Annotated in this window: 19 protein-coding genes; 10 read left to right on the plus strand and 9 right to left on the minus strand. The window is 45.5% G+C overall.

Annotation, left to right across the window (positions count from 1 at the left end; translation table 11 throughout):
- Positions 1-240 precede the first annotated feature (240 nt).
- Both DYI25_RS15510 and DYI25_RS15515 read left to right on the plus strand, forming a co-directional pair.
- The gene (locus DYI25_RS15510) at positions 241-1,506 is read left to right on the plus strand and encodes an EAL and HDOD domain-containing protein (protein ID WP_213370495.1); all 1,266 of its coding nucleotides are present in this window, start codon (positions 241-243) and stop codon (positions 1,504-1,506) included.
- A 139-nt stretch (positions 1,507-1,645) separates the two neighbouring features.
- Positions 1,646-1,879, plus strand: coding sequence for a CsbA family protein (locus DYI25_RS15515; protein WP_213370498.1), 234 nt, complete (start codon positions 1,646-1,648; stop codon positions 1,877-1,879).
- Positions 1,880-2,017: 138 nt separating this feature from the next.
- Here the strand turns inward: DYI25_RS15515 and DYI25_RS15520 are convergent, their stop codons facing one another.
- Complete coding sequence (locus tag DYI25_RS15520) at positions 2,018-2,203, minus strand: hypothetical protein (RefSeq protein WP_213370500.1); 186 nt, start codon at positions 2,201-2,203, stop codon at positions 2,018-2,020.
- Between the two features lie 404 nt (positions 2,204-2,607).
- Here DYI25_RS15520 and uvrB point away from each other — a divergent pair, with 404 nt between their 5' ends.
- From uvrB to DYI25_RS15550, 6 genes are all read left to right on the plus strand, one after another.
- Positions 2,608-4,587 carry an excinuclease ABC subunit UvrB gene (gene uvrB, locus DYI25_RS15525; RefSeq protein WP_213370502.1) on the plus strand — a complete coding sequence of 660 codons (1,980 nt, stop codon included), beginning with the start codon at positions 2,608-2,610 and terminating at the stop codon, positions 4,585-4,587.
- 7 nt (positions 4,588-4,594) lie between these two features.
- Positions 4,595-7,474: an excinuclease ABC subunit UvrA gene (uvrA, locus tag DYI25_RS15530; RefSeq protein ID WP_213370504.1), complete on the plus strand. Its 2,880-nt coding sequence runs from the start codon at positions 4,595-4,597 to the stop codon at positions 7,472-7,474.
- Positions 7,475-7,863: 389 nt separating this feature from the next.
- Complete coding sequence (locus DYI25_RS15535; RefSeq protein ID WP_213370506.1) at positions 7,864-8,178, plus strand: DUF4870 domain-containing protein; 315 nt, start codon at positions 7,864-7,866, stop codon at positions 8,176-8,178.
- A gap of 14 nt (positions 8,179-8,192) precedes the next feature.
- Entirely contained in the window at positions 8,193-9,302 is a 1,110-nt protein-coding gene (locus DYI25_RS15540; RefSeq protein WP_213370509.1) for a DUF4097 family beta strand repeat-containing protein, read from the plus strand.
- A gap of 29 nt (positions 9,303-9,331) precedes the next feature.
- Positions 9,332-9,523, plus strand: coding sequence for a PspC domain-containing protein (locus tag DYI25_RS15545; RefSeq protein ID WP_213370511.1), 192 nt, complete (start codon positions 9,332-9,334; stop codon positions 9,521-9,523).
- 3 nt (positions 9,524-9,526) lie between these two features.
- The gene (locus tag DYI25_RS15550) at positions 9,527-9,883 is read left to right on the plus strand and encodes a phage holin family protein (protein ID WP_213370513.1); all 357 of its coding nucleotides are present in this window, start codon (positions 9,527-9,529) and stop codon (positions 9,881-9,883) included.
- 33 nt (positions 9,884-9,916) lie between these two features.
- On the opposite strand, the gene DYI25_RS15555 is transcribed toward DYI25_RS15550, so the two are convergent.
- From DYI25_RS15555 to DYI25_RS15590, 8 genes are all read right to left on the minus strand, one after another.
- Positions 9,917-10,639 (minus strand): N-acetylmuramoyl-L-alanine amidase, encoded by a 723-nt coding sequence (locus tag DYI25_RS15555; RefSeq protein ID WP_342032536.1) that lies wholly within the window; start codon positions 10,637-10,639, stop codon positions 9,917-9,919.
- A gap of 185 nt (positions 10,640-10,824) precedes the next feature.
- Entirely contained in the window at positions 10,825-11,052 is a 228-nt protein-coding gene (locus DYI25_RS15560) for a DUF2164 domain-containing protein (RefSeq protein ID WP_213370517.1), read from the minus strand.
- A 188-nt stretch (positions 11,053-11,240) separates the two neighbouring features.
- Positions 11,241-11,966, minus strand: a complete 726-nt coding sequence (locus DYI25_RS15565; protein WP_213370519.1) for a GntR family transcriptional regulator — start codon at positions 11,964-11,966, stop codon at positions 11,241-11,243.
- Between the two features lie 41 nt (positions 11,967-12,007).
- Positions 12,008-12,733: a glucosamine-6-phosphate deaminase gene (gene nagB, locus DYI25_RS15570; RefSeq protein ID WP_213370521.1), complete on the minus strand. Its 726-nt coding sequence runs from the start codon at positions 12,731-12,733 to the stop codon at positions 12,008-12,010.
- Between the two features lie 27 nt (positions 12,734-12,760).
- On the minus strand, positions 12,761-13,930 hold the full coding sequence (gene nagA, locus DYI25_RS15575; protein ID WP_213370523.1) for an N-acetylglucosamine-6-phosphate deacetylase: 1,170 nt from the start codon (positions 13,928-13,930) through the stop codon (positions 12,761-12,763).
- A gap of 133 nt (positions 13,931-14,063) precedes the next feature.
- On the minus strand, positions 14,064-14,978 hold the full coding sequence (gene murQ, locus DYI25_RS15580; RefSeq protein ID WP_213370525.1) for an N-acetylmuramic acid 6-phosphate etherase: 915 nt from the start codon (positions 14,976-14,978) through the stop codon (positions 14,064-14,066).
- On the minus strand, positions 14,959-16,044 hold the full coding sequence (locus tag DYI25_RS15585) for a DUF871 domain-containing protein (protein WP_213370527.1): 1,086 nt from the start codon (positions 16,042-16,044) through the stop codon (positions 14,959-14,961). The genes murQ and DYI25_RS15585 overlap by 20 nt, the downstream gene beginning before the upstream one ends.
- 81 nt (positions 16,045-16,125) lie before the next feature.
- Positions 16,126-17,499 carry a PTS transporter subunit EIIC gene (locus tag DYI25_RS15590; protein WP_213370529.1) on the minus strand — a complete coding sequence of 458 codons (1,374 nt, stop codon included), beginning with the start codon at positions 17,497-17,499 and terminating at the stop codon, positions 16,126-16,128.
- A 270-nt stretch (positions 17,500-17,769) separates the two neighbouring features.
- Between DYI25_RS15590 and hprK the strand changes: the two genes are divergently transcribed.
- A complete protein-coding gene (gene hprK / locus DYI25_RS15595) occupies positions 17,770-18,705 on the plus strand; it encodes an HPr(Ser) kinase/phosphatase (RefSeq protein ID WP_213370531.1) in 936 nt (311 codons plus the stop codon).
- A gap of 88 nt (positions 18,706-18,793) precedes the next feature.
- A complete protein-coding gene (lgt, locus tag DYI25_RS15600; protein WP_213370534.1) occupies positions 18,794-19,606 on the plus strand; it encodes a prolipoprotein diacylglyceryl transferase in 813 nt (270 codons plus the stop codon).
- The last annotated feature ends 2 nt before the right edge of the window (positions 19,607-19,608 follow it).

Consider the following 19,608-nt stretch of genomic DNA (forward strand, 5'->3'; position numbering starts at 1 on the left):
CTTTACAAGGCAGGAAGAAAAGCTGGTACTAGAATGGTGATGCTGTGGGGAAATGCTGGCAGAAATCGCTGATATGATCGGACAAGAAAGTCCATCTTCATAAATTCAAATGGTTTACAAAGATCATCTCGTTTAAGCTTAGCCAACTCCTCTTGTAATACTTGTTAAATAATAGTATATTTTTCCTTAAATAATATTTTTATATTAACCCGTTGTTCATAGTTCTCTGGAGGAGTCAAGATGGATATTTACGTTGCCAGGCAGCCGATTTTTAATAGAAATGAAGAAACAGTGGCTTATGAGCTGCTATATCGTAGCGGCAATACAAACAGCTATCAGCATACCGATGGGGACCAGGCTACTACTGATGTACTGGTGAACAGTTTCATGAACATTGGCATCAAGGAAATTTCACATGGAAAACCTTGTTTCATCAATTTTACTGAAAAACTATTAAAGTTAAGGGTGCCTTCCCAGTTTGATCCTGGTACAGTTGTTGTTGAAATATTGGAGACGGTTGAGATCACGGATGAAATTTTAGAGATATGCAAGGAGCTTAAGGAAGCAGGATATAAAGTCGCACTTGACGATTTTTTTATCTCAAAATGGAATGAACGGACAATCAAACTGCTTGATCATGTACATGTAATCAAGATAGATTTCAGGGCAACTACGCGCACTGAGAGAAAAATCTTGCTCCGTTTCATTAAGTCTAGGAATAGCAATATCGAGTTTCTCGCCGAAAAAGTGGAGACCCTTGAAGAATATGCTGAAGCAATTACCGATGGTTTTACGTATTTTCAGGGCTTTTATTTCAGCAAGCCAGTCATTTTAAACAGTTATGATATTCCTGGATACTATCATTCTTATTTCCAAATCCTGAATGAAATCGAAAACCCGGAGCCTGATATCGACAAAATTAAAGATGTGATTGAGAGGGACCTATCCCTTTCCTATAAGTTGTTAAAACTGATCAATAACCCGACATTGAGACCTAGAAAAGAAATATCTTCTATTAAACAGGCAATCGTCCTGCTGGGCCTTACAGAAATAAAGAAATGGATCTATGTACTTATGCTTCGCGGTAGAGAGAACGGCAGTGGAGCTGAAAAAGAAAGAGAAATCATCCATTTTTCTCTGGTAAGAGGGAAGCTTGGGGAGCTCATTGGCTACAAAATGGGTGGAGAAACACGGGCATCAAAATACTTCCTTTTAGGAATGTTCTCACTGATGGATACACTGATGCACATTCCAATGGCTGACTTACTGGAAGACCTTCCATTAAGCTTTGATATTAAGGAAGCGCTATCAGGGAATGAAAATGAAGCAGCTGATATGCTCCGTTTTCTGATGGAAATTGAGCAAGCCTTCCACCATGGAAAGGTATTAGAGAAAAATCCTACGGCGATGAAAATAGATGAACTTTTCAAGCTGTATGCAGAGGCAAGCGATTGGGGCACGAAAGTATTAGTTGAAATTAGTGCTGCCACTATGGCAACAAATTAAATCCTGGCATGCAGAGTGATCTTTCTGCATGCTTTTTTTTATAATTAAAGATTCTTGTAACCTTCCTCTAAAAAAGATATATTTTTAAATAGATGATCGAAAAATTTCGTAATTTTCTCTGAATGAGGTGTTTAATCAATTGGTGCTGAAATATTTGTCCGCACTGTTCCTGCCTGGTTTCATGGTCGTGTTTTTCACCAGGGTTGCCTATAACCACATCCTTGCGCTCGTGTTGACGGTCGCGTTGATTGCGGCTTCTGTTTATAAAGGATACACAGACTCTTTCCTGCTGATTGTCGTCGATGCCTTTTCATTGACTGTCGGTTTCTATTTTGCGAACCGGATGATGAAGCGCAACAGCAAGAAGTCATAATTTTAAAAAGTAAGCCTGTCGGATTTTGTTCGGCGGGTTTTTCTTGTTGTCCAGGAAATTATAAAATAATTTCGTTGTGGATATCTATATATGGTTTTCTTAATCCAGCTCCAGCGCCTAGCCCCTCGAGTCGCTTGTCTAGCTGCGGCTCCTAACTCCTCGAGACGCTTGTCTAGTGTCGCCTCCTAGAAACTCCGAAACTTCAACTCCGCCGGCAGAAGCAAAAAGCGCTTCTTTGTCGGAGTCTCCAGTTTTTGCGTTTCTGGGCAGTCGGCTATACATTTCGTTTTCGGTCCGCCCAATGAAGTCAAAGAGCGCCTTCACCGGTCGGCCCTCTAAGGCACAGAACGTGCAGACCCGCCAGCCACACGATGTGGCGTTTTAGGCGGGCATCTCTTGTCAGGGCTGAACGAGGTGCTTGCGCTTTTTGCTCTTGTAAAAGGATTGGATCCACTTTAATCAAACGTTTGTTTAACGAAGATTCGACAACCTACAACATCGCCTTTTAAAAGCAAGATAACAATTCGAATGTTTGTTCGCTTTTTGTTGGTTTGTTTTACCTTCTTTGTGGTAGAATGAGGATATGACTTTTTGACAACTATGTAAGACTTATATATTAGGAAAGCTCTTTTCGAAATAGTTTCTGAATCAATGAATGCATTAAGGCTGTGAATCCGACTAAGTTTACGAAAAGAGCCTAGAAATTTAAAATTACAGGAGGCTTTTCTGTGAAGGACCAATTTGAATTAGTCTCGAAGTATTCTCCGCAGGGAGACCAGCCTGCGGCAATTAAAGAGCTGGTACAAGGAATCCGTGATAACAAGAAGCATCAGACTCTCCTTGGCGCGACAGGAACAGGGAAGACATTCACGATTTCGAATGTCATTAAAGAAGTGAACAAGCCGACGCTTGTCATCGCCCACAATAAGACTTTGGCCGGCCAGTTGTACAGTGAGTTCAAGGAATTTTTCCCGAACAACGCGGTTGAATATTTCGTCAGCTACTATGATTATTATCAGCCAGAGGCTTATGTGCCGCAGACGGATACATTCATTGAGAAGGACGCGAGCATCAATGATGAGATTGACAAGCTGCGTCACTCAGCTACATCCTCTTTATTTGAGCGCAAGGATGTCATCATCATTGCCAGTGTTTCGTGCATCTACGGTCTCGGTAATCCGGATGAATACCGTGACATGGTTGTATCGTTGAGAACCGGGATGGAAATTGAGCGAAACAAGCTCCTCCACAAGCTAGTCGATATCCAATATGAACGGAATGATATTGACTTCAAGCGCGGGACGTTCCGTGTCCGTGGCGATGTGGTCGAGATTTTTCCGGCATCACGTGATGAACACTGCATGAGGGTCGAGTTTTTCGGTGACGAGATTGACCGGATCCGCGAGGTTGATGCGCTGACTGGCGAGATTATCGGTGAACGTGACCATGTCGCGATCTTCCCGGCATCCCACTTCGTAACCCGTGAGGAAAAGATGAGGGTTGCGATTGAGAATATCGAAAAAGAACTGGAAGAGCGACTGGAAGTAATGCGCGCTGAGGAAAAGCTTCTTGAGGCACAAAGGCTTGAGCAGAGGACAAGGTATGACCTTGAGATGATGCGTGAGATGGGATTCTGCTCCGGCATCGAGAACTATTCGCGCCATTTGACTTTAAGACCTGCGGGTGCGACTCCATATACTTTACTTGATTACTTCCCGGACGACTTTATGATTGTCGTTGATGAGTCGCATGTTACATTGCCGCAAATAAGGGGAATGTTTAATGGTGACCAGGCACGTAAACAGGTGCTCGTTGAGCACGGTTTCCGCCTGCCGTCAGCGATGGACAATCGCCCGCTGACTTTCGCGGAATTTGAAAAACATGTCAAACAAGCCGTTTTCGTTTCGGCGACTCCAGGGCCATATGAGCTGGAGCATACTCCGGAAATGGTACAGCAGATTATTCGTCCGACAGGGTTGCTGGATCCAACGATCGATGTAAGGCCGATTGAGGGCCAAATTGACGACTTAATCGGGGAAATTCAGGAACGGACAAAACGAAACGAGCGCGTATTGGTAACGACATTGACGAAAAAGATGTCCGAAGATCTGACTGATTACCTGAAGGAAATCGGAATCAAGGTTCAATACCTCCACTCAGAGATCAAAACGCTTGAGCGGATTGAAATCATCCGTGAGCTGCGGCTTGGTAAATATGATGTCCTCATCGGGATCAACCTTTTGAGGGAAGGTCTCGATATTCCAGAGGTATCACTCGTGACAATTCTCGATGCAGATAAGGAAGGCTTCCTGCGTTCGGAAAGGTCGCTGATTCAGACGATTGGACGTGCAGCGAGAAATGCAAGCGGACATGTCATCATGTATGCAGACAGGATGACCGATTCAATGGAAAAGGCGATCAGTGAAACGAAGCGCCGCCGGGAGATCCAGGAAGAATATAACGAAAAGCATGGCATAACGCCACAAACGATCCAGAAGGATATCCGCGACGTGATCCGCGCAACGATTGCTGCGGAGGAGCAGGAAGACTACAGCCCGGCAGAAGGCTTGAAGAAATTGACGAAGAAAGATCGCGAACAAGTGATTTTAAATATGGAAAAAGAGATGAAGGAAGCGGCGAAGGCTCTCAATTTCGAACGGGCAGCCGAACTTCGTGACCTCATTCTTGAGTTAAAAGCGGAAGGATGACGAAAACATGGCTATGGATAAACTGATTGTCAAAGGCGCCAGGGCCCATAATTTAAAAAATATTGATGTCACCATTCCGAGAGACAAGCTTGTTGTGCTGACAGGACTTTCCGGTTCCGGGAAGTCCTCGCTGGCTTTCGATACCATCTATGCAGAAGGACAGCGCCGTTATGTAGAGTCATTGTCTGCTTACGCTCGCCAGTTCCTTGGCCAGATGGACAAGCCAGATGTCGATTCGATCGAGGGACTGTCCCCGGCCATCTCCATCGACCAGAAAACAACAAGTAGAAATCCCCGTTCAACGGTTGGAACGGTGACCGAGATTTATGATTATTTACGTTTGCTATTCGCCAGGGTTGGGCGTCCAACCTGCCCGGTGCATAATATAGAGATTTCATCCCAGACAATCGAGCAAATGGTCGACCGGGTGCTCGAATATCCTGAGAGGACAAAGCTGCAGATTCTTGCACCGCTTGTTTCAGGCAGAAAGGGCACCCACGTCAAGATCCTTGAAGATGTGAAAAAGCAAGGCTATGTCCGTGTCCGTATTGACGGAGAGATGCATGATCTTGGTGATGAAATCGAACTTGAGAAAAACAAGAAGCATTCGATTGAAGTGGTCATCGACCGGATTGTCGTCAAGGAAGGCATTGCTGCCCGTTTGGCAGATTCACTGGAAGCTGCGCTAAAACTAGGCGAAGGTAATGTCCTCATCGACGTAATCGGGGAAGAAGAGCTGATGTTCAGCGAGAACCATGCCTGCCCGATTTGCGGCTTCTCGATCGGCGAGCTTGAGCCAAGGATGTTCTCTTTCAACAGTCCGTTTGGCGCCTGCCCGGAATGTGACGGACTCGGTGCAAAGCTGGAGGTCGACGTGGATTTGGTCGTTCCGAACAAGGAGCTATCATTAAGACAGCATGCAATCGCTCCGTGGGAACCAACGAGCTCCCAATACTACCCGCAGCTGCTCGAATCAGTATGCAATCATTATGGAATCGATATGGATGTCCCGGTAAAAGACCTGCCTGACCATGAGATGGACAAGATACTTTTTGGCTCAGACAAGGACCGTATTTATTTCCGATATGAAAATGACTGGGGCCAGGTACGTGAAAACTATATTGTTTTCGAGGGTGTCCTTAAAAATGTCGAACGCCGCTATAAGGAAACAGGCTCTGATTATATCCGCGAGCAAATGGAAAAGTATATGGGCGAGCATGCCTGCCCGACATGTAAAGGCTACAGACTCAAGCGAGAAAGTCTTGCTGTCCTTGTGGATGGCCGACATATCGGTGAAGTGACTGTCTTGTCTGTAGAGGAAGCGCACCAATTTTTCCAGAGCCTCGAGCTTTCGGAAAAAGAAATGAAGATTGCCAACATGATTTTCCGTGAGATCACGGAACGTCTCGGCTTCCTGATCAATGTCGGATTGGACTACCTGACGATGAGCCGTTCTGCTGGGACACTTTCCGGCGGTGAGGCCCAGCGAATCAGGCTGGCAACCCAGATTGGCTCGCGTCTCACCGGAGTCCTTTACATCCTTGATGAGCCGTCCATCGGTTTACATCAGCGTGACAACGACAGACTGATTGATACGCTAAAAAACATGCGTGACATCGGCAATACATTGATCGTCGTCGAGCATGATGAAGATACGATGCTCGCCGCTGATCACTTGATCGATATCGGTCCTGGAGCAGGTGTCCATGGCGGTGAAATCATTTCACAGGGTACTCCTGCAGAGGTGATGGATGATCCAAATTCATTGACAGGCCAATACCTGTCCGGTAAAAAGTTCATCCCGCTTCCAATTGAGCGCCGCAAACCAGACGGCCGCTATATCGAAATTAAAGGCGCGAAGGAAAACAATCTTAAAAATGTAAATGTGAAGTTTCCGCTTGGAACCTTCATGGCCGTCACTGGTGTATCAGGTTCGGGTAAAAGTACATTGATCAATGAAATCCTTCATAAATCGCTCGCGATGCAGCTGCACCGTGCAAAAAGCAAACCAGGCGAGTTCAAGGAAATCAAGGGCGTCGATCATCTCGATAAGGTCATCGACATTGACCAGTCACCGATTGGCCGTACGCCAAGATCCAACCCTGCTACCTATACTGGTGTGTTCGATGATATTCGTGACGTGTTTGCATCAACGAATGAAGCGAAGGTCCGCGGATATAAAAAAGGACGCTTCAGCTTCAACGTAAAAGGCGGACGCTGTGAAGCATGCCGAGGCGATGGAATCATCAAAATCGAAATGCACTTCCTGCCAGACGTATACGTTCCATGTGAAGTGTGCCATGGCAAGCGATATAATCGTGAAACTTTGGAAGTTAAGTATAAAGGAAAGAACATTTCCGATATCCTTGATATGACAGTCGAGGCTGCGGTGGAATTTTTCGCGAACATCCCGAAAATCGCCCGCAAGCTGCAGACAATTTACGATGTCGGACTTGGCTATATCACACTCGGCCAGCCTGCGACGACTCTGTCCGGCGGGGAAGCGCAGCGTGTCAAGCTGGCGTCCGAGCTGCACCGACGATCAACCGGCCGTTCGCTGTACATTTTGGACGAACCAACAACAGGCTTGCATGTCGATGACATTTCCCGCCTGCTGGTAGTCCTGCAGCGTCTCGTTGAAAACGGCGATACCGTGCTGGTGATTGAGCATAATCTCGACGTCATCAAGGCAGCCGATTATATTGTCGATCTAGGCCCAGAAGGCGGAGACCGTGGCGGTACAATCTTAGCTACGGGAACACCGGAAAAAATCGCCGAGGTTCCTGAATCCTATACCGGCAAGTATTTGAAGCCAATCCTCGAACGCGACAGACTGCGGATGAAAGAACAAATCGAGGAAAAAGAAAAAAGCACAAGCAATGCATAATAGTTTTTAACAGCCCTTCCGGTTTTGGAAGGGTTTTTCTTTTTGGGGAGGCCTATGGCAACCGAAATAGCGGAAATATGGAAAAAGAAGTCACCAATGAAGCCAATTGGCGCCCGAAATAGCGAAAAAACGGAAAAAGAGGTCACCAATGAAGCCGATTGGCGCCCGAAATAGCGAGAAAATGAAAAAAGAGGTCATTAATGAAGCTATGCCGCAATCTGCTCGGCCGCTATAACTTAGGAACCCCCCCATATCCCTCATTCACAAAACTTTCACCAGCCAGAACTGGATTTTAACAAGGGTTACATGACAATTTGTCGAACTAATTTCATAAAGATATGAAACTTCTCTGGTTCCTGAGCGTATTAATTTCTAAGGAGATGAAGAGGATGGATACGAAAAGAATACTGTCTGCTTTGTGCTATTTCAGTATTATGTTTGCCGGAATATTGTTTCCGCTTGTTGCCTATTTTGCTTCAGAGGATGAGGATGTAAAGATTCATGCAAAAAAGGCTCTGCTTTCGCATCTTATCCCGTTGATTCCGCTGCCGCTTATTTTAATTGCCGTTTTCATCGATATGAGCGGAGGAACGGGAGATTTCCCTGTACTCATGTTTAGCAGTGCAATACTAATGGTTATATTGAGTTTCATTGTACTAATCTGGAACCTGGTTAAAGGGATAAAAGTACTTAATATAAAATGAGGGGGATGAACCTTATGAAGGAAGAACGGAAACGGATACTCAAGCTAGTTGAGGAAGGGAAAATGACGGTTGATGAAGCTTTATTCCTGATCGAACAGCTCGAGCAGGGAAAGATGCAGCAACAGGAAAAATCAACGGATCTGTCAACGGATGTAAAGTTTGAAGAATCGAAAAAGGAAGAGTTCAAAAAAGAAGATTTCAATACGTATAAATTTAATTCTGTAAAAGATAAGGTGCTGGATTTTATGGATTCCGCATTCAAGAAAATAAGAGATTTTGATCTGGATCTTAATTTTGGCCAGTCAGTCGATATCACACATATTTTCCAGCAGGGCGACGCTTACTTAAACCAGGTGGATATTGATATGGCGAATGGTTCCGTAAAAGTGGTGCCGTGGGAGCAAAAGGATGTGCGGATTGAGTGCAGCGCTAAGGTGTACCGTGTCGAAAACCAGGATGAGGCACGCAGGAAGTTTTTAGAGGACGCCATTTTCACAATTGAAAACCAGAAACTCCGGTTTTCAGTCCAGCAGAAGTGGATGAAGGTCGATGCGGTCATCCATATTCCGAAAGAAGAATATGAAAATGTCCGGATTCGTTTGTTTAATGGCTCCATCGAAAGTGAAAACTTAGCAGTGAAGGATTACCGAGCAAAAACAGCGAACGGGAAAGTTTTGCTTGGAAATCTTGAGTGCGGCAAGCTGGAAACAGAAACAGCGAATGGCCAAATCAATATCAGTAGAAGCGCAATCAAAGACCTTGAGGCTGAAACAATCAATGGAGCAATCAAGGTTGATGGCTTTTTTGACAATGTCGATCTTCAGTCTTTCAATGGAAATGTGACTTGCACAGTGAATAATAATGATTGCGAAAGTGTGGAAGTGAAGGCGACTACTGGTAGCATTGAAGTCTTCCTGCCAGAAAAAACGCCAGCCAGCGGTGAACTGAAATCGAACCTTGGCGGCTTTACAATTGAACTCGACGGCATTCAGGTTGTTGAGGAGAAGAGTGACATGGTTCAAAAAAACCTCCGCTTCAAGCCGGCTGATGGAGGCCAAAAAGCTGTCAGGCTCCATGCGGATACAAAAACCGGCTCAATCGCTGTGAAGAAATTAATCCAATAGTATTGTGGAAAACAGGAAGGGTGTTTGAAATGAAATTAACCCGCTCAAGGAAAAATCGAATGCTGGCAGGGGTGCTCGGAGGCATGGCTGAATCCTTTGGAATGAGTGCTGCGCTGTTACGCATATTATTTGTAATCTTGACGTTCAGTACCGCATTCTTTCCAATGGCTGTGATATACCTGGTGCTTGTGTTTGTGCTGCCGAACAGGGAAGGGTATTAAAAGATGAGATGGATGTTAGGAATTGTCATTAACGCTGTTCTCTTCATGGCTCTCGCCGGTTACTTCGAGAATGAAATTTATCTATCTGGTTTTGGCGCCGCTCTTGGAGCCAGTTTCATTCTATCGATATTGAATGTTCTGGTTAAGCCGGTCTTGATTTTGCTGACGCTTCCAGTGACGGTGCTTAGCTTGGGATTATTCTTGTTTGTCATCAATGCGATCACTTTGATGCTGACAGATAGTTTGATGGGAAGCTCATTCGAGATATCCAGTTTTGGAATGGCGCTGCTTACGGCGATCATTATGTCAGTCGCAAACCTGATTATCCAGAACACGTTATTGCGTAAATCAAAAGAATAGAGAAAAGGCCGGCACATAAGTGTCGGCCTTTATCTATTCTTTGTCTATATAGACATCAAAGCCAGCTTTCCTTAAGCGCTCAGCAAGCTCTTGGGCGTTTTCTTCATCTTCGAACGCTCCTGCCTGGACTTTATAAAGCCCGTCTTTCTTGGCTGAGGCAGGGGATTTGGAAGATGGCGCATCAGGTGCCGGTGTTGGTGCAGTATTGGCCTTGCGCTGGAGCCTGAACTGTTCGGCTAATGCTTTTACAATGCCTTCCGCAATCGTTCGGCGGTATGTTTCAGAACGCAGTAATTTGATTTCATTCCGGTTTGTCATGAATCCACATTCCACTAGCACGGCGTCCATTTTCGTTTCCCGTAGGACATGGAAATCGGCTGTTTTTACACCACGGTTTTCTAGGCCCGTTGAGATGACAAGATTGCGCTGAATCTTTTGGGCTAACTGATAAGCCACAGGCGGCCTTGTTGGATAGACAAAAGTTTCAATCCCGCCGACATTGCTCCAGCCGCCACCACCAAATGCATTGGCATGAATCGAAACAAATATATCTACATTCAGGCTGTTCGCCTTATCTGTCCTAGCCTTCAATGATACATCCCGCTGATCGGAATGAGAAAAATACACTGTGACATTCTTATAGTTTGCCAGCAGCTGTTTGGCATAATTCGCCACAGCCCTGTTAAACTCATATTCTCTCATACCATCAGGACTTCGCTTACCCGGGGTGTTGTAGCCATGCCCAGCATCAAGCATGATCTTCAAGATTATCACACCTTCCGATAAAAGATTTCCTCATCAGTATATATATGACCAAAGGCGGAAAAAGGACATAGTGACATTTGATAATGGCTGTTTTTAAACATAATATTGTTTATTGTAACCAATCTTCCAACCGCTTTTACAAAGATTTCGGGGTCTTCCTCCAAAAATTTCAGCAATTACTTATTTAATTCGAAAATATCTTCCACCCGCTGGGACATAAATTCATGGGCATCCTGGATTCCGATGTTATAAAAATGAGGTGCGAGCTTATCGGCAACAAATTCAAGAACCAGCAAGGCAGCCAGATCCCCTAGCTCCTCACCGCGTTCTTCAAGGAAATATTTTTTAATTTCATCCGTCATTTGGTTCTTCACGTGATCATCAACCTGGAAATTCTTAAGCATGGTATCTACTCCTTCTTGGTAATCTATTACCCCATTCTAATCCAATGAGACAAACATTTCGACAAATGCGTTCGATTATTTCCGTGGAAATAAGCTAGGATTAACTTGCCTTTCGACATTTCGTGAAGACTGGCTCAATTTCGATCTATTAAAGAAAAAAGAGACCCTAATAGGATCTCTTCAAATAATCAGCCACGCTGCATGGTGTGTACGAATTTGTATCGGTCTGCTCGATAGGCTGATTTGACGAATTCAAATGGAGTGCCATCCTTTAAATAAGAAGTCCTGAGAATCAGCAGGACGGGGGAGCCTTTTTCGATTTCCAGGAGGCGCAGTTCCTGTTCCTTCGCAATAGACGCTTCTATTTGCTGTGTGGCCTCGTGGATCGTAAGCGATAATTTCTCTTCGATATAATGGTAAAGTGACTGGTTGATGATTTCCTCTGTCAATCCCTTGACCAGATTTGCTGGCAGATAGGTGGTTTCAAGGGCCATTGGTACATTATCTGCAAGCCTGACACGTTTGATTTCGTATACTGGTGTATTTTCACTTATCTTGAGACGATCGGCTACTTCCCGTCCGGATGGAATAATTTCAAACGAAACAAGTCTGCTTCCGGGAGTGAAGCCGCGTTCTTTCATATCTTCTGTGAAACTTGTCAATCCCTGCAGACGCTGTTCGACCTTCTTTTTGTTCACGAACGTGCCTTTGCCTTTTTGCCGGTATAAATATCCGTCATTCACAAGGTTTGTCAATGCCTGCCTGATGGTCATCCTGCTGATTTGGAACATGTCTGCATAGACGCGTTCTGAGGGAATCGCTTCATCTGGCTGGAGGTCGCCGTTGTCGATTTGGGCTTTGATATACTCCTCAAGCTGGTGGTAAATAGGTATTGGTGAATTTTTATCAATCATAGGTCATTCTCCTGACTGTTGCAATTTTTCAGAAGGAGGCTTTAAAGAAATGCTGTCGCTTCTTTATCGGCGAAAATCGTTACATTTTGGTGAGTTTTGAGAACAGAGGCAGGGAATTGCTCGTTAATTTCGCCATTCATTAAACGAGCAAGTGCTTTTGCCTTTGAAGCACCTGAAACAAGCAGGAAGATTTCTTTACAGTCCATAATTGAGGCGATTCCCATGGTAATTGCTTGCTTAGGAACGTCTTCTAATGATTCGAAAAATCTTGCGTTTGCCTTGCGCGTGCTTTCTGCCAGGTCGATGATATGCGTTCTGCTATCGAAGGGTGTTCCTGGTTCGTTAAAACCAATATGGCCGTTCTGTCCAATCCCGAGAATCTGGAGGTCGATGCCGCCATGTTCGTTAATGAACTGTTCATAGCGACTGCATTCCTCGTCCAGATTCTTCGCCGTTCCATCTGGAATATGCGTCTGGTCAAGCGGAATATCAATGTGTTCAAATAAATTTTCACACATAAAGTAGTGATAGCTATTTCGATCTTTTTTCGGGATGCCAATGTACTCATCCAGATTGAACGTGTTCATTTCTTTGTAGGAAGTCTTATTTTGCTTATGGTCTCTGATGAGCTCTTTATAAAGGCCCGTTGGCGTACTCCCGGTAGCAAGTCCAAGGTTTAGTGATGGGTTTTTCTTGATTTGTAAGATGATTTCCTCTGCAGCTAGCTGGCTAAGCTTCTCGTAATTTGATGTAGAAATCAGTTTCAAATGTCATCACCTCTTTCAAAGCTTAGTTTAACGGGTATAGCTGAAGACTCCACGGCAAAACGCCATGGCGACCTCATGGTTACGGTCCAGTATGACAAGGTCGGCGTCCTTACCTGAAGCAATGCTACCCTTTCGGTCAAAAACCTTCAGCTGCCTGGCGGGATTTTCACTGGCAAGCTTCACTGCTTCTTCAAGGCTGATGCCTGTGAATTCCATCATGTTTTTCAAAGAGTCTTTCATTTTTAAAATACTTCCAGCAAGCGTGCCATCAGCTAAAAGAGCTTTTCCGTCTGCAACACTGACTTCCTGTCCGCCAAGGTCATAGATGCCATTTTTAAGGCATTTCGCTCTCATTGAGTCGGTGATCAAAATGACACCATCAGTTCCTTTGGCGCGAATCGATAAATCGAGCATTTCGGGGACGACATGGATGCCGTCTGCAATCATTTCAATTTTCAACTCGTCAAAAAGCAGGGCGGCACCAGCGACACCTGGATCTCGATGATGCATCCCGCGCATGCCATTGAATAGATGGGTAACATGGGTTGCCCCGGCTTTAACGGCTTCTGCCATTTGGCCGTAGGTAGCATCCGAATGTCCTACCGAAGCGATGACACCATTCCCGGCTAAATAAGCAATGAGTTCATTGCCATTTTCTTTTTCTGGGGCCAGCGTGACAAGTTTGATATTGTTTCCCGACGCTTCCTGCATCTTTGCGAACAGTTCGATATCCGGTTCGATAATATGTTCCTCAGGCTGGGCTCCTTTGCGGGATTCATTGATGAAAGGTCCTTCCAAATGGATTCCGAGCATCTCTGCTTTACCTGGCTTGTTATGATGGCTGATATAATCAGCAGCATTTTCCAATCCTTTTATTATGGCTTTTTGCCCCTGGGTGATGGTGGTTGCCAGGAAGCTCGTTGTTCCTTCCTCAGGCAGAATTGATGCCATTGTCGACAATGCTTCAGTGGTTGCATCCATTGCGTCGGCTCCGCCAGCACCGTGGATATGCACATCGATAAAGCCTGGAACGATTGTGCTGTCCTCAGGAAGCTCAATGACCTCGGCCTGGTATTGGGGGAGGGGGGAGGCAAGCCCTGTTTCAGCAATCTTCCCATCCTTTATATAAATGTATCCTTTTTCAATCATACCCTCTTCGGTCAATACGCTGGCATTGATGAGCAATAAATCCTTCATTTTATATCACCTGAAAGTTATGTCCTCGTTCTTCTTTTCTTTACCCTCTGTTACTTATATTATACAAATACCTGCAGGGGTTGTCTATACCGCACTTAATTACGCAAGGTGACTACAAGGTGGTATAGACAATCTATTTTGCGCCACCTTTGTAAAAATTGCTGATGGCATCCCGCAGGTAGCCGTCGTGCTTTTCCAATAGCTCTTTTACTTCAGTTCCCCTGAGCCCCGTAGTGATTTGGAGTATGGCAGCTTTCGTATGATAGTTTTGTTCCTTGATTGCCGCTCTTGCTTCCTCATCAGAAGCACCGGTTGCCATCTTGACGATATTGACGGCGCGGTTATGTAGCTTTTCGTTCGTCATCTGTACATCAACCATCAGGTTGCCATACACTTTGCCCAGTTTGATCATTGAAGCGGTAGAGAGCATGTTCAAAATCAATTTCTGGGCAGTGCCAGCTTTCATCCTTGTGGAACCGGTGATGACTTCCGGCCCGACGACTGCGGCAATTGTGTGTTCGGAGATTTTCTCCATTTCGGAGTCCTTGCTGCAAACGACAGATACAGTCAGGGCACCGATTTTCTTTGCATACTCTAGTGCACCAATCGTATAAGGTGTGCGTCCGCTGGCAGCGATCCCGACAACGATGTCTTTATCCGTAAGATTGATGTTTACCAGATCAGCCTTACCCAGCTTTTTGTCATCCTCGACACCTTCGAGTGCTTCGGTCATAGCTTCCTTGCCGCCGGCTATGATTCCGATGACAAGTCCTGGATCGGTTCCGAACGTGGGAGGGCATTCGGAAGCATCGATTATTCCGAGTCGTCCGGAAGTCCCCGCACCAATATAAATAAGCCGGCCGCCTTTATTGAAGGCAGCGACAATCCTGTCGACAACCTCCGAAATATTCGGAACCTGCCTTGCGAGCACGTTCGGAACGAGGGTGTCCTCCTGGTTGATGATGGTGATGATTTCCTCTGTCGACATCAAGTCGATATTCATTGATTTCGGGTTTTGCTGTTCTGTATTAAGCTTTGCGATCTCCATGTCCATCCCTCACAATAAACTGAAATTTTTGCCCTGCTTTGACTTCTGTAAGCAAAGGCAAGTCTTCTTGTATTACTTTTCCGATGCAATTCACTTTTTCATCCTTTGGCAGGTCATTGGTCGCAATCTGCAATTCACCTGCATACCGCCCGTATAGCTCGTTGTCGATGGTGATTGTCCCGCGTTGCCTTTCCTCCTGATTATAAGGAGGGATCAGATTTTCTCCTTTTGAGGCAAAGGCACGTGATTCAACTGCTCTGATTACATCGCGGGCAGGATCCATCCGGTTGGTCAGCGGCGTGCCGAATAGTTCGGAATGCTCCCAGCTTTCGGCCTCAATCCGAAGCGGAATGATTTTTTTATCAAGAAAAGTCATTAACTCCAGCTGTTCGTCCGTTGCAGTGTGGTCCCCAATCAAGATCTTATCGGTAAAACAAGAAAACATTAGCTCTGCAGCAGCTATGTGCGGCAGCTGGCCGCGGTGCTTTTCTAGAGTTGGAAGACCGGAAAACACGGGCCCGCGAAAATCCTTGTCCCCTGGAATGAAAGCCATTGTCGTAATGCCAAATGAATGGAGCAATTTATTTCTTTCAATAAGGAAATTCTTGTCCAATCCTGTTTCAGGCCGTGGATAAAAATTATGCCACGCTTCGACGTTCTCAGTCTTTATCCCAGCCTCTTTCCATGCCAGAAGTTCATCTCTAGTTACCGTGCTGGCGTTGATTCCTATCTTCATTTTATGCGAAAGATTGACAATCTGACTGGTTGTGAACCCATAATCAGCCCTGATTCCAGATAGTCCCCAATGGAGCAGCTCATCATAATGCTCCCAGTCCAGCCCGAGGTAATCCAATGAGCGGGGGGATACATCAGCCATCAGCTCCATGCTGTGTTTTTTCGCCAGGGAGCCGAGATTTTGTAAAAGCTCTTTGTACTCAGCTGGATTATCTTCGGGAATATGTAAAGAGGTGAAGATTGAGTTCAGTCCGTATCGAGCTGCTTTTTCAATCCAGGCAGCATTTTTCTCCATTCGGTCCTTGTTCAAATATACGGAAATGCCAAGCATGGGCAATCCCTCCAATCAAAACAAATTAATAGAAAAGAAGAAAGGAGGAAAATAGCTCTCCTCCTTTACTGTATTTGCATCTTAGATACCTTTAGCCATTTCTTCCTTGAAGCCAAACGTCCAGGTGAAGATGAACCCGAATACGTAGGCAATCAGAAGTCCAAGCAAGTAGATCAGTATTTGATTTGTATGGACAAGGAATGCAAGCGGGATACCAGAAACCCCGATGGCAATCGTTGCGATTTTAAAGAATGCCTGGAATGCTCCGCCGACTGCTGCCCCAAGGCATGCCGTGATGAAGGGACGGCCAAGCGGCAGGGTAACACCGAAAATAAGCGGTTCGCCGATGCCAAGCATACCTACTGGCAGTCCGCCCTTGATGACCTTTTTAAGTCTCTCATTCTTTGTTTTAAAATAAATCGCGAATGCTGCGCCTACCTGTCCTGCACCACCCATTGCGAGGATTGGCAGCAGCGGGTCATCACCAATAGTGTTGATCAATTCCATATGCACAGGAGTCAAGCCTTGGTGCAAACCTGTAACAACAAGAGGAAGGAATGTCCCGGCAAGAACCAGTCCTGCCAGGATTCCGCCGACATCAAGAAGGCCGAGCAAGCCCTTTGTGATCAAATCGGAAATCCATCCGCCAACAGGCTGAAGCACGAATAGTGTAGCGATACCAGTAATCAATAATGATAGAGTAGGAGTAATGATGATATCCAAAGAAGACGGAACGAATTTACGGATCCGTTTTTCAAGCAATGCAATGAAAGCTGCAGCAAGCATGACGCCAATCAAACCGCCACGTCCAGGTACGAGCGCCTCACCAAACAAGGTGATATTCGCAAGACCAGGGTTGATGATCAGGATGCCGGCAGCGCCGCCAAGTGCAGGTGAGCCGCCGAATTCACGGGCCGTATTAATCCCGACAAATACACCAAGATAACCGAAGATACCCCAGCCGATCAGGTTGAGAAACTGAATAAGCGTCGATTCAGGATCAGCACCAGAACGGATAATGACATTCGTAATTCCCGCAATCAAACCAGATGCGACAATAGCCGGAATCAGCGGAATGAAGATACTGGCGATCCTTCGCAGGAAAAGCTTGAACGGAGTTGCATTTTTCTTGTTAAGTTCGTCCTTAGTACGGCCGGCAAGTCCCTCTAAAGGATCCGGATCGGACTCGTCTACTAGATTGGCAGTCTTGCCGGTAATCTCTGAAACTTCATTCGCCACTTTAGTGACAATTCCAGGTCCCAAAATAATCTGTAACGTTTCTGCTTCTACGACACCGAGCACGCCATCAATTTTCTTGATGCCAGCAAGATCGACTTTGCTGTAGTCTGCTGGCTTGACGCGAAGGCGGGTCATGCACGAAGCAACATCTGCAATATTGTCCGCGCCGCCAAGCTGCTCAAGTATCTCTCTTGCCAGGCGTTCTTCATTACGCATGGTGTTTCCCCCTCTTATTATAAAATAATCAGAAAAGAATGAATTCGCTTACAAAATGATGATAACAAGTCTACTGTATAGTTGTCTATACCTTTTTGAAAAAATATAGCTTTGGTACTAGCAGGATCGAGTGGATAATACCAATTCAAATAATCCAAGTGAACCAAAGCTGTTTTTTATTCCTTATATTTGGTTCTTCATGAAAAAGTGCTAAAATAAAAGGTATTGTGATCATGTGGAAATTAACGTTCTAATAAAGGAGGAACTTCTTTGCCAAAAGTCCGTACTAAAGACCTCATCAAGAAATTCGACATGGAATTGGTAAGTGGAGAGGAAGGGGTCAATCGTCCGATTACGACGACTGACATCTCTAGACCAGGACTAGAAATTGCTGGTTATTTTGAATATTATCCTGCGGAGCGCCTGCAGCTTCTCGGAAAAACTGAACTGACCTTCTTTGAGAAATTGGCTCCTCGCGACAGGGCTGAGCGGATGCAAAAGCTGTGTACTGATATAACCCCTGGAATCATTGTCACAAGAGACATGGAGGTTCCTGCTGAGCTGGTCGAAGCAGCTGAAAAGGAATCAGTACCTCTCTTGCGTTCGAAGCAAAAAACAACAAGGCTCTCGAGTCATTTGACCAACTATCTCGAAAGCAAGCTGGCCCCGACTACTGCAGTCCACGGGGTACTGGTTGATTTGTATGGAATCGGCGTCTTGATTACGGGCAAAAGCGGTGTCGGTAAAAGTGAAACCGCGCTTGAATTGGTAAAGCGCGGCCACCGTCTCGTTGCGGATGATTGTGTTGAAATCCGCCAGGAGGATATCGGCACCTTAGTCGGGAACTCACCGGATTTAATTGAACACCTTCTGGAAATCCGCGGTGTAGGAATCATCAATGTGATGACGCTGTTCGGTGCTGGTGCTGTACGTTCACATAAACGGATTTCCCTGATCATAGACCTTGAGATTTGGGACCAGAAAAAATCATATGACAGACTGGGCCTTGATGAAGAGAAAATGAAAATTCTCGACACCGATATCACCAAGCTGACGATTCCCGTCCGCCCAGGCCGAAATCTCGCTGTCATCATCGAGGTAGCGGCGATGAACTTCAGGCTGAAGCGCATGGGTGTCAATGCAGCAGAACAATTCACCAACAGACTGTCTGACGTCATCGAAGACGGCGACCATGAAGAACATTAAGCACCATTTCCAATTTAATCAAACGTTTGATTAAGAACGACCAAAGTGTTGGTGCGACTGATTTTTTTATAGAAAAAGGGGAAATGACATGGAAAAAAATATTCAGCCAATCGACCCGATTGCTTTTTCACTTGGGCCTATCCAGGTGCACTGGTATGGCGTCATCATCGGCCTTGGAATCGCGCTCGCATTATGGATTGCCATGCGTGAAGGTGAACGCCGCGGTCTGCCAAAAGATATTTTTGCGGATCTGATGCTCTGGGCAATACCAATCGCGATCCTATCTGCAAGACTATACTATGTAATCTTCCAGTGGGATTACTACAGCCAGTATCCTGGCGAGATTTTCAAGGTCTGGAATGGCGGCATCGCTATTCACGGTGCATTGATTGGATCTGTTGCAACCGCTTATTTCTTTACGAAGTCCAGGAATGTTTCTTTCTGGAAGCTGGCCGATATCGCGGCTCCCAGCATCATCCTTGGCCAGGCAATCGGACGCTGGGGAAACTTCATGAACCAGGAAGCGCATGGCGGGGAAGTAACAAGGGCGTTTTTGGAAAACCTGTACCTGCCAGAGTTCATCATCAATCAGATGTATATTAATGGAACATACTATCATCCAACCTTTTTGTATGAGTCCATCTGGAATTTACTTGGCTTCATCCTGCTCATGTCATTGCGCAGAGTCAACCTTGGCCGCGGGGAGATTTTCCTCAGCTATGTCATCTGGTACTCAATCGGCCGCTTCTTTGTGGAAGGAATGCGTACCGACAGCTTGATGCTGACGGAATCATTGCGGATTGCCCAGACCATCTCGATTGCATTGATTGCTGTTGCAATCGGCTTGTGGATTTTCAGAAGAGTCAAGGGCTATTCAAAGGTGCGTTATTTGGAAAACTAAGA

The organism is Mesobacillus boroniphilus (genome assembly GCF_018424685.1).
Taxonomy (GTDB): domain Bacteria; phylum Bacillota; class Bacilli; order Bacillales; family Cytobacillaceae; genus Mesobacillus; species Mesobacillus boroniphilus_A.

Coding starts and splice junctions, on each gene's coding strand:
- DYI25_RS15510 (WP_213370495.1), top strand. CDS start 241: ATGGATATTTACGTTGCCAGGCAGCCGATTTTTAATAGAAATGAAGAA.
- uvrA (WP_213370504.1), top strand. CDS start 4,595: ATGGCTATGGATAAACTGATTGTCAAAGGCGCCAGGGCCCATAATTTA.
- DYI25_RS15535 (WP_213370506.1), top strand. CDS start 7,864: ATGGATACGAAAAGAATACTGTCTGCTTTGTGCTATTTCAGTATTATG.
- DYI25_RS15540 (WP_213370509.1), top strand. CDS start 8,193: ATGAAGGAAGAACGGAAACGGATACTCAAGCTAGTTGAGGAAGGGAAA.
- DYI25_RS15545 (WP_213370511.1), top strand. CDS start 9,332: ATGAAATTAACCCGCTCAAGGAAAAATCGAATGCTGGCAGGGGTGCTC.
- DYI25_RS15550 (WP_213370513.1), top strand. CDS start 9,527: ATGAGATGGATGTTAGGAATTGTCATTAACGCTGTTCTCTTCATGGCT.
- DYI25_RS15555 (WP_342032536.1), bottom strand. CDS start 10,639: ATGCTTGATGCTGGGCATGGCTACAACACCCCGGGTAAGCGAAGTCCT.
- DYI25_RS15560 (WP_213370517.1), bottom strand. CDS start 11,052: ATGCTTAAGAATTTCCAGGTTGATGATCACGTGAAGAACCAAATGACG.
- DYI25_RS15565 (WP_213370519.1), bottom strand. CDS start 11,966: ATGATTGATAAAAATTCACCAATACCTATTTACCACCAGCTTGAGGAG.
- nagA (WP_213370523.1), bottom strand. CDS start 13,930: ATGAAGGATTTATTGCTCATCAATGCCAGCGTATTGACCGAAGAGGGT.
- murQ (WP_213370525.1), bottom strand. CDS start 14,978: ATGGAGATCGCAAAGCTTAATACAGAACAGCAAAACCCGAAATCAATG.
- DYI25_RS15585 (WP_213370527.1), bottom strand. CDS start 16,044: ATGCTTGGCATTTCCGTATATTTGAACAAGGACCGAATGGAGAAAAAT.
- DYI25_RS15590 (WP_213370529.1), bottom strand. CDS start 17,499: ATGCGTAATGAAGAACGCCTGGCAAGAGAGATACTTGAGCAGCTTGGC.
- lgt (WP_213370534.1), top strand. CDS start 18,794: ATGGAAAAAAATATTCAGCCAATCGACCCGATTGCTTTTTCACTTGGG.